Source organism: Paraburkholderia sp. J7 (genome assembly GCF_905220155.1).
GTDB lineage: Bacteria > Pseudomonadota > Gammaproteobacteria > Burkholderiales > Burkholderiaceae > Paraburkholderia.
In genome coordinates, this window is record NZ_CAJMYZ010000143.1 from 1 (window position 1) to 251 (window position 251).

General features: G+C 65.7%; 1 protein-coding gene. It reads left to right on the forward strand.

The genetic code is table 11. The annotated features are described in order from the left end of the window. A partial coding sequence (locus U5A58_RS40690; protein ID WP_415774374.1) for an FAD-binding oxidoreductase occupies positions 1-251 on the forward strand: 251 nt, incomplete at both ends.

The window sequence follows — 251 nt, forward strand, 5'->3', positions numbered from 1 at the left end:
ATTCTCGGTCTCGAAGTCGCCCTGCCCGACGGCACCGTGCTGCCGATGCTCAATCGCGTGACGAAGAACACCACGGGCATCGATCTCAAGCAGTTGTTCATCGGCTCGGAGGGGTTGCTCGGCGTCATCACGCGCCTTGTGCTCAAGCTCGAACCGAAGCCCGCCGCCGCGCAAACGGCGCTGTGCGCGCTCGGCTCGTTCGATGCGGCCGCGCGCCTGCTCAAGACATTGCGCATGCGCTTGCCGGGCCT